Here is a 6693-nt window from a genome sequence, read left to right on the forward strand (position 1 = left end):
CCCGCCAACGCCCTCCTACCCGCGGCGTCATGCCGTAACCCGGCGACCTATTCGGTGTCGGCGGGTCCCGCGCAGAGGGCTTCAGCGAGTCTTCCGGCGACACATTTCGCGATTGTGACGCCCGGGAGCAACGCCGTTGACACATAGTCGGCGCCGGCTTCGGCCAGTCGGTCGTGGAAGAACCCGGGGGCCAGCAGGAAGGAGGCGACGCCCACCCGCGGCGCCCCCGCGGCGCGTGCCGCGCCCACCGCCTCGGTCACCGACGGCGTGGCGGCGGAGCCGAAGGCGACGGCCACCGGGTGGCCCAGTTCGGCAGCCAGCAGCTCCGCCATCCGCGCCGCCTGCCGCTGTCCTGCCTCGATGCGGGTGCCCGCCGCGGCAAGCACCACGGCGTCCCCGGGTTGGTGCCCGGCCTCGGCCAGCCGGTGCGCCAGCACCGCGGCCAGGCGCTGGTCCGGGCCCACGGGTGCCGACACCCGGGTGCACGGGCGGGCGGCAGCGGCGTCGGCGATGTCCACGCGGCTGTGGAATCCCTCCGACAACAGCAGCGGGGCCACGATGGCGTCCTCGTCGGGCGGCAGTGCGGCCAGGACCGCCTCGAGCCGGGGTTCCTGGACGTCGACATAAGCCTCGTGGACCATCGCGTGGAGGCCGTCTGCGGCGAGCACCGCGGCCAGGTCCTCGCGCAGCTCGTTGATGAGCCGGCGTCCCTGGGTGTTGTCGGTGCCGTGGGCACACGCCACGACGTGCAGCCGCCGCGGCCCGGTTCCGTCGGCCGGGACGGGGATGCTCACGCCTGCCCGCGGATCAGCTTGTGGGCTGCTGCCTGCGCGACCGGACGGACGACGATCTCGTCCAGGTTCACGTGGTGCGGGGCGTTGACCGCGTAGGAGACGATGTCGGCCACGTCCTCCGCCAGCAACGGCTTGGCCACACCGGCGTAGGTCTTTTGGGCCTTCTCGCGGTCCCCGCCCATCCGGCGCAACGCGAACTCCTCGGTGTGCACCAGGCCCGGCAGCACCTCGATGACGCGCACGTTGTGCTCAACCTCCTCCAGGCGCAGCGCCTGGGTCAGCGCGCGCTGGGCCGCCTTTGCGGCGTTGTAGCCGGATCCGCCCTCGTAGCTGACCATCCCGGCGGTCGAGGTCAGGTTGAGCACGGTGCCCTCGCCGTGTGCGCGGAGCATCGGCAGGAACGCCCGGGTGACCTTCATGGTGCCCATGACGTTGGCCTGGAGCATGAAGTCCCAGTCCTCGTTCTTGGCCTCGGCCAGGTAGTCGGCGCCGCGGGCGCCGCCGGCGATGTTGATCAGCGTGTCGATGCCGCCGCCGGCCTCGACCGCGGCCAGCAGCCCGGCGACCTGGGCGTCGTCGGTCACGTCAGCGGGAACGGGCACCGCGCCGGTCTCCTCGGCGAGCGCCGCAAGGCGTTCCGCGCGGCGGGCCACGGCGAAGACCTTCCATCCGGCGGCAGCGAGGGCGCGGACGGTTGCCTCGCCGATCCCGCTGGAGGCCCCGGTGACGACGGCTGCATGGTGGGTGACTTGATTCTGTGATGACATGAGCAAAGCCTATCCAGCACGGTGGCCCGGCCCCAACAGCGATGTCGCTTCGTGGCGCCGCGGGGACAAACGCCTCAGGTCCCGTCGCCCGGGGCGTCCACGGTCCCCTGTTGGGCCTCGCGCAGGAAGTCCAGGAGCACCACCGCGTGGTTGTGCACGGTGTCGCGGGCGGCGTAGAGCAGCACCACGTCCTCGTGCTTGCGGGCGATCCCCAACAGGCGGTGGGCACCATCGGCGGCGGACCCGGCCTCCAACTCGTGGCGGTAGTGGTCGGTGAACTCGGTGAACCGCTCGGCCTTGCGGCTGAAGGCGACGCGTAGCCCGGTTGAGGGTGCCGCGTCCTTGGCCCAGTCATCGAGCGCCGCCCGCTCCTTGCCCAGCCCGCGGGGCCAGAGCCTGTCCACCAGGACCCGGTAGCCGCCGTCGGCGGGTTCGTAGGCGCGCAGCAATCGAAAGTTACCCATGCCAACAGCGTAGGACCGCCGCAGCGCATCTTCCAGCCGTTCAGGACCCGTTCCGTGGCGGCAGGCAGGACCCGTTGGCCGCAATTGCGGGATTTCCCCGCCCCGTCCAGACATACTGAAGGCACCGACCCGGCCCACCTGCAGTCCGAGAGGATCCACCCACCCCCATGAACAGCCATGTTCCAGCTCCCGTGCCCGCCGCAGAATGGTGGCGCCAGGCCGCCGTCTACCAGATCTACCCGCGCAGTTTTGCCGATGCCACCGGTGACGGCCTGGGCGACCTGCCCGGCGTGACCTCGCGCATGGGCTACCTCGCCGAGCTGGGCATCGACGCCATCTGGCTGTCCCCGTTCTACCCCTCGGCCCTTGCCGACGGCGGGTACGACGTAGACGACTACCGGAACGTCGATGAACGCCTGGGCACCCTGGAGGACTTCGACGCCATGATCGCGGCGGCCCATGCGGCAAACATCAAGGTCATCGTCGACGTGGTGCCCAACCACAGCTCCAACCGCCATCAATGGTTCACCGCCGCCCTTGCCTCGGCCCCCGGCTCTCCCGCACGCGCCCGCTACCATTTCCGTGACGGGCTGGGCGAGAACGGCGAACTCCCGCCCTCGGACTGGCCATCGCACTTTGGCGGACCCGCCTGGACCCGGATCACCGAAACCACCGGGGAAAACGCCGGGGCGCCGGGCCAGTGGTACCTGCACCTCTTTGCTCCCGAGCAGCCGGACTTGAACTGGGACAACCCGGAGATCCGCGAGGACTTCCACACCACGCTGCGCTTCTGGGCGGACCGCGGCGTGGACGGGTTCCGCGTCGATGTTGCCCACGCGCTGGTCAAGGACATGGCCCATCCGCTGCGCTCCAAGCCCTCGCTGGAGATCCTGGTCGATGACGGCACCGACGTGCTCTTTGACCGCGACGAGGTCCACCAGATCTATGAGGGCTGGCGCTCGGTGCTCAACGAATACGACCCGCCGCGCATTGCGGTGGCGGAGGCATGGGTGCCCTTCACCAACCGGCGCCTGCGCTACGCGCGGCCCACAGGACTCGGGCAGGCCTTCAACTTCGACCTGCTGCAGGCCCCCTTCGCGGCCATGGAGTTCCGCGAGATCGTGGCCCGCTGCCTCGAGGAGGCCGAGGTCTCCGGGGCATCCTCCACCTGGGTGTTCTCCAACCACGACGTGGTGCGCCATGCCTCGCGCTATTCCCTGCCCGACGGCACCGACGCGGCGGCCCAGGACGCGTGGCTGCTCTCCGGCGGCAGGGAACCTGTCGCCGATCCGGCACGCGGGCTGCGCCGGGCCCGCGCCGCAACGCTGTTCATGCTGGGCCTGCCGGGTTCCGCCTACCTCTACCAGGGCGAGGAACTGGGTCTCTTTGAGGCGGCGGACCTGCCCCTGGACTCGTTGCAGGATCCCACGTGGTTCCGCACCGGGAAGACGCTCAAGGGCCGTGACGGCTGTCGCGTGCCGTTGCCCTGGAACGCGCAGGAGGAGCACCTGGGCTTCGGCGGCCCGCCGTGGCTGCCCCAGCCTGCCTGGTTTGCCGAGCATGCCGTCAGCGCCCAGGACGCCGCGGAGGGCTCCACCCTTCAGTTCTACCGCAGCGCCCTGGCGTGGCGCCGCAAGCTGCAAACCACCGAGTCTCTCCGCTGGGTGTCTGCGCCCGATGCCGCACTCGCGCACTACCGCCGGCCCAACGGCTGGGAGGTGCTGACCAACTTCGGCACCGCTCCTGCGGACCTGCCCGATGGCCTGGACCCGGCCAGGATCGTCGTCACCAGCGGCGCGGGGCCCCTGCCCTGGGAACGGGTCCCCGGGGAAACCACCCTCTGGATCGCACCCTGACCCCCCAGGCGCACTGTTTCGGCCCGCCCCGACGTCGCAGGTGGCGCACACCGCATCGCCGGGGGCGCCGCCCGCTGTGCCTGTGGCGTGCATCAACCGCGGTCGACTGGGGGTAATGCCCGGGCTCATGGAAGAATGGGGCCCATGGCAGAAGACACCTTGGGCACAGACACGCCCGTCATCGTTTCAGTTCCGGACAAGCCCGTTCTTGAGGGCCTGGAGGAACGCCTTGGCGCCCGCTGGCGCGAACAAGGCACCTACAAGTTCAATCCCGAGACCAGCCGCGAGCAGGTCTACTCGATCGACACTCCCCCGCCGACGGCTTCCGGCTCGCTGCACGTGGGGCACATGTTCTCCTACACGCAGACCGACGTGCTGGCCCGTTACCAGCGCATGCGCGGCAAGAACGTGTTCTACCCGATGGGCTGGGACGACAACGGCCTGCCCACCGAGCGCCGTGTGCAGAACTACTACGGCGTGCGCTGCGACCCGACGTACTCCTACGTCGAGGGCTACCGTCCCCCGGCGACCCCGGCGAAGAACCAGCGCGACTGGGACGTCGTGAGCCGCAAGAACTTCATCGAACTCTGCGAGGAACTCGCGGTCGAGGACGAGAAGGTCTTCGAGCACCTCTTCTCCACCCTGGGCCTGTCCGTGGACTGGGACCTGACCTACCGCACCATCGACGACGTGTCGCGTGCCGTCTCGCAACGCGGCTTCCTGGCCAACCTGGCCAAGGGCGACGCCTACATGGCCGAGGCACCCACCCTGTGGGACGTCACCTTCCGCACCGCGGTGGCCCAGGCGGAACTGGAGGACCGGGAAGTGCCCGGCGCCTACTACCGCTACCCGTTCACCGCCGAGGACGGCACCCAGGTCTTCATCGAGACCACCCGTCCCGAGCTGCTGGCTGCCTGCGCCGGCCTGGTGGCAAACCCGGACGACGAGCGCTACAAGCCGCTCTTCGGCAAGACCGTCACCTCCCCGCTCTTCGACGTTCCGGTCACGGTCTTCCCGCACGCACTTGCCAAGATGGACAAGGGCTCGGGCATCGCGATGGTCTGCACCTTCGGAGACCTGAACGACGTGACCTGGTGGCGCGAGCTGCAGCTGCCGACCCGCGCCATCATCGGCCGCGACGGCCGCGTCATCGCCGAGACCCCGGAGTGGATCACCACCGAGGCCGGGCGTACGGCATACGCCGCGATCGCCGGCAAGACGGTGTTCTCCGCCAAGGAGGGCGTCGTTGAGCTGCTGGCCGCCGCCAACCTGCTCGACGGCGAGCCGAAGAAGATCAGCCACCCGGTGAACTTCTTCGAAAAGGGCGACAAGCCCCTTGAAATCGTGTCCTCCCGCCAGTGGTACATCCGCAACGGCGGGCGCGACGAGGAACGCCGCGAGCGCCTCATCAAGCGCGGCGAGCAGATCGAGTTCCACCCGGCCTTCATGCGCTCGCGCTACGAGAACTGGATCTCAGGCCTGAACGGCGACTGGCTGGTCTCCCGCCAGCGCTTCTTCGGCGTGCCGGTGCCGGTCTGGTATCCGCTGGATGCGGCCGGGGAACCCGACTACGAGAACCCGATCCTGCCCACGGACGAAATGCTGCCGGTCGACCCGGCCGCGGACGTGGCACCGGGTTACGAGGAGTCCCAGCGCAACGAAGCCGGCGGCTTCGTGGGAGACGCCGATGTGCTCGACACCTGGGCCACCAGCTCGCTGACCCCGCAGATCGTGGGCCGCTGGTCCCGCGACGAGGACTTCTTCAACAAGGTCTTCCCGTTCGACCTGCGCCCGCAGGGCCACGACATCATCCGCACCTGGCTCTTCTCCTCCGCAGTGCGTGCCGATGCGCTGCACGACGTGGCCCCGTGGAAGCACGCGGCGATCTCGGGCTGGATCCTGGATCCGGACCGCAAGAAGATGTCCAAGTCCAAGGGCAACGTGGTGGTCCCCACCGACGTGCTCAACGACTACGGCTCCGACGCCGTTCGCTACTGGGCGGCCAGCGCCAAGCTGGGCGCGGACACCGCGTACGAGATCAACCAGATGAAGATCGGCCGCCGCCTGGCGATCAAGATCCTCAACGCTTCCAAGTTCGTGCTGAACCTGGGCGCCACCGAAGCGAATGTCATCGCCGGCGACGCCTCGGTCATCACCAACGGGCTGGACAAGTCCCTGCTCGCCCGCCTGTCCCAGGTCATCGACGACGCCTCCCGCGCCTTCGATGCCTACGACTACGCACGTGCATTGGACATCACCGAGTCGTTCTTCTGGTCGTTCACCGACGACTACGTGGAGCTGATCAAGGACCGTGCCTACGGTGCCCGCGGCGACGCGGAACAGGCCTCGGTGCTCGCCACCCTGGCCACCACGCTGGATTCGGTGCTGCGCCTCTTTGCCCCGTTCCTGCCCTTCGCCACCGAAGAGGTCTGGGGCTGGTGGCGCGCCGGATCCGTCCACCGCGCCCCATGGCCCGGTTCCGCCCATCTGGCCGGCGCCGTCGAAGGCGCCAACACCGCAGTGTTGCCGATCGTCGGCGAAGCCCTCTCGGGCATCCGAAAGGCAAAGTCCGAGGCCAAGGTCAAGCAGCGCACCGAGGTGCTCTCCGGCGTGATTTCCGCGCCCGAGGCCACCCTGGAATTGTTGCGCAGCGGACTGGGCGACCTGTTGGCCGCCGGTAACGCCAAGGACATGACCTTGGTTGCCGCCGACGGGGACCTGTCGGTCAACGATGTGGTGCTGGCACCGGCCGAGGACCCTGTCCAGGCCTAGTCGCCGTGCGCCGGGGGTTTCTCCGGCAACGAGGGCGCGG

5 protein-coding genes are annotated in these 6693 nt (G+C 69.3%); 2 read left to right on the top strand and 3 right to left on the bottom strand.

Annotated features, from left to right (window positions below):
- Window positions 1-47 precede the first annotated feature (47 nt).
- From ACIPUB_RS02740 to ACIPUB_RS02750, 3 genes are all read right to left on the bottom strand, one after another.
- The gene (locus ACIPUB_RS02740; RefSeq protein WP_407605952.1) at window positions 48-794 is read right to left on the bottom strand and encodes a sirohydrochlorin chelatase; all 747 of its coding nucleotides are present in this window, start codon (window positions 792-794) and stop codon (window positions 48-50) included.
- A complete protein-coding gene (locus tag ACIPUB_RS02745) occupies window positions 791-1561 on the bottom strand; it encodes an SDR family oxidoreductase (RefSeq protein ID WP_407605953.1) in 771 nt (256 codons plus the stop codon). Before ACIPUB_RS02745 ends, ACIPUB_RS02740 begins: the two co-directional genes overlap by 4 nt.
- A 74-nt stretch (window positions 1562-1635) precedes the next feature.
- A complete protein-coding gene (locus ACIPUB_RS02750) occupies window positions 1636-2025 on the bottom strand; it encodes a DUF488 domain-containing protein (protein ID WP_407605954.1) in 390 nt (129 codons plus the stop codon).
- 167 nt (window positions 2026-2192) lie between these two features.
- Between ACIPUB_RS02750 and ACIPUB_RS02755 the strand changes: the two genes are divergently transcribed.
- Entirely contained in the window at window positions 2193-3881 is a 1689-nt protein-coding gene (locus tag ACIPUB_RS02755; protein ID WP_407605955.1) for a glycoside hydrolase family 13 protein, read from the top strand.
- Between the two features lie 144 nt (window positions 3882-4025).
- Window positions 4026-6653 carry a valine--tRNA ligase gene (gene valS, locus ACIPUB_RS02760; RefSeq protein WP_407605956.1) on the top strand — a complete coding sequence of 876 codons (2628 nt, stop codon included), beginning with the start codon at window positions 4026-4028 and terminating at the stop codon, window positions 6651-6653.
- Window positions 6654-6693 lie beyond the last annotated feature (40 nt).

This window comes from Paeniglutamicibacter sp. ORCA_105 (genome assembly GCF_045798545.1).
Classification (GTDB): domain Bacteria; phylum Actinomycetota; class Actinomycetes; order Actinomycetales; family Micrococcaceae; genus Paeniglutamicibacter; species Paeniglutamicibacter sulfureus.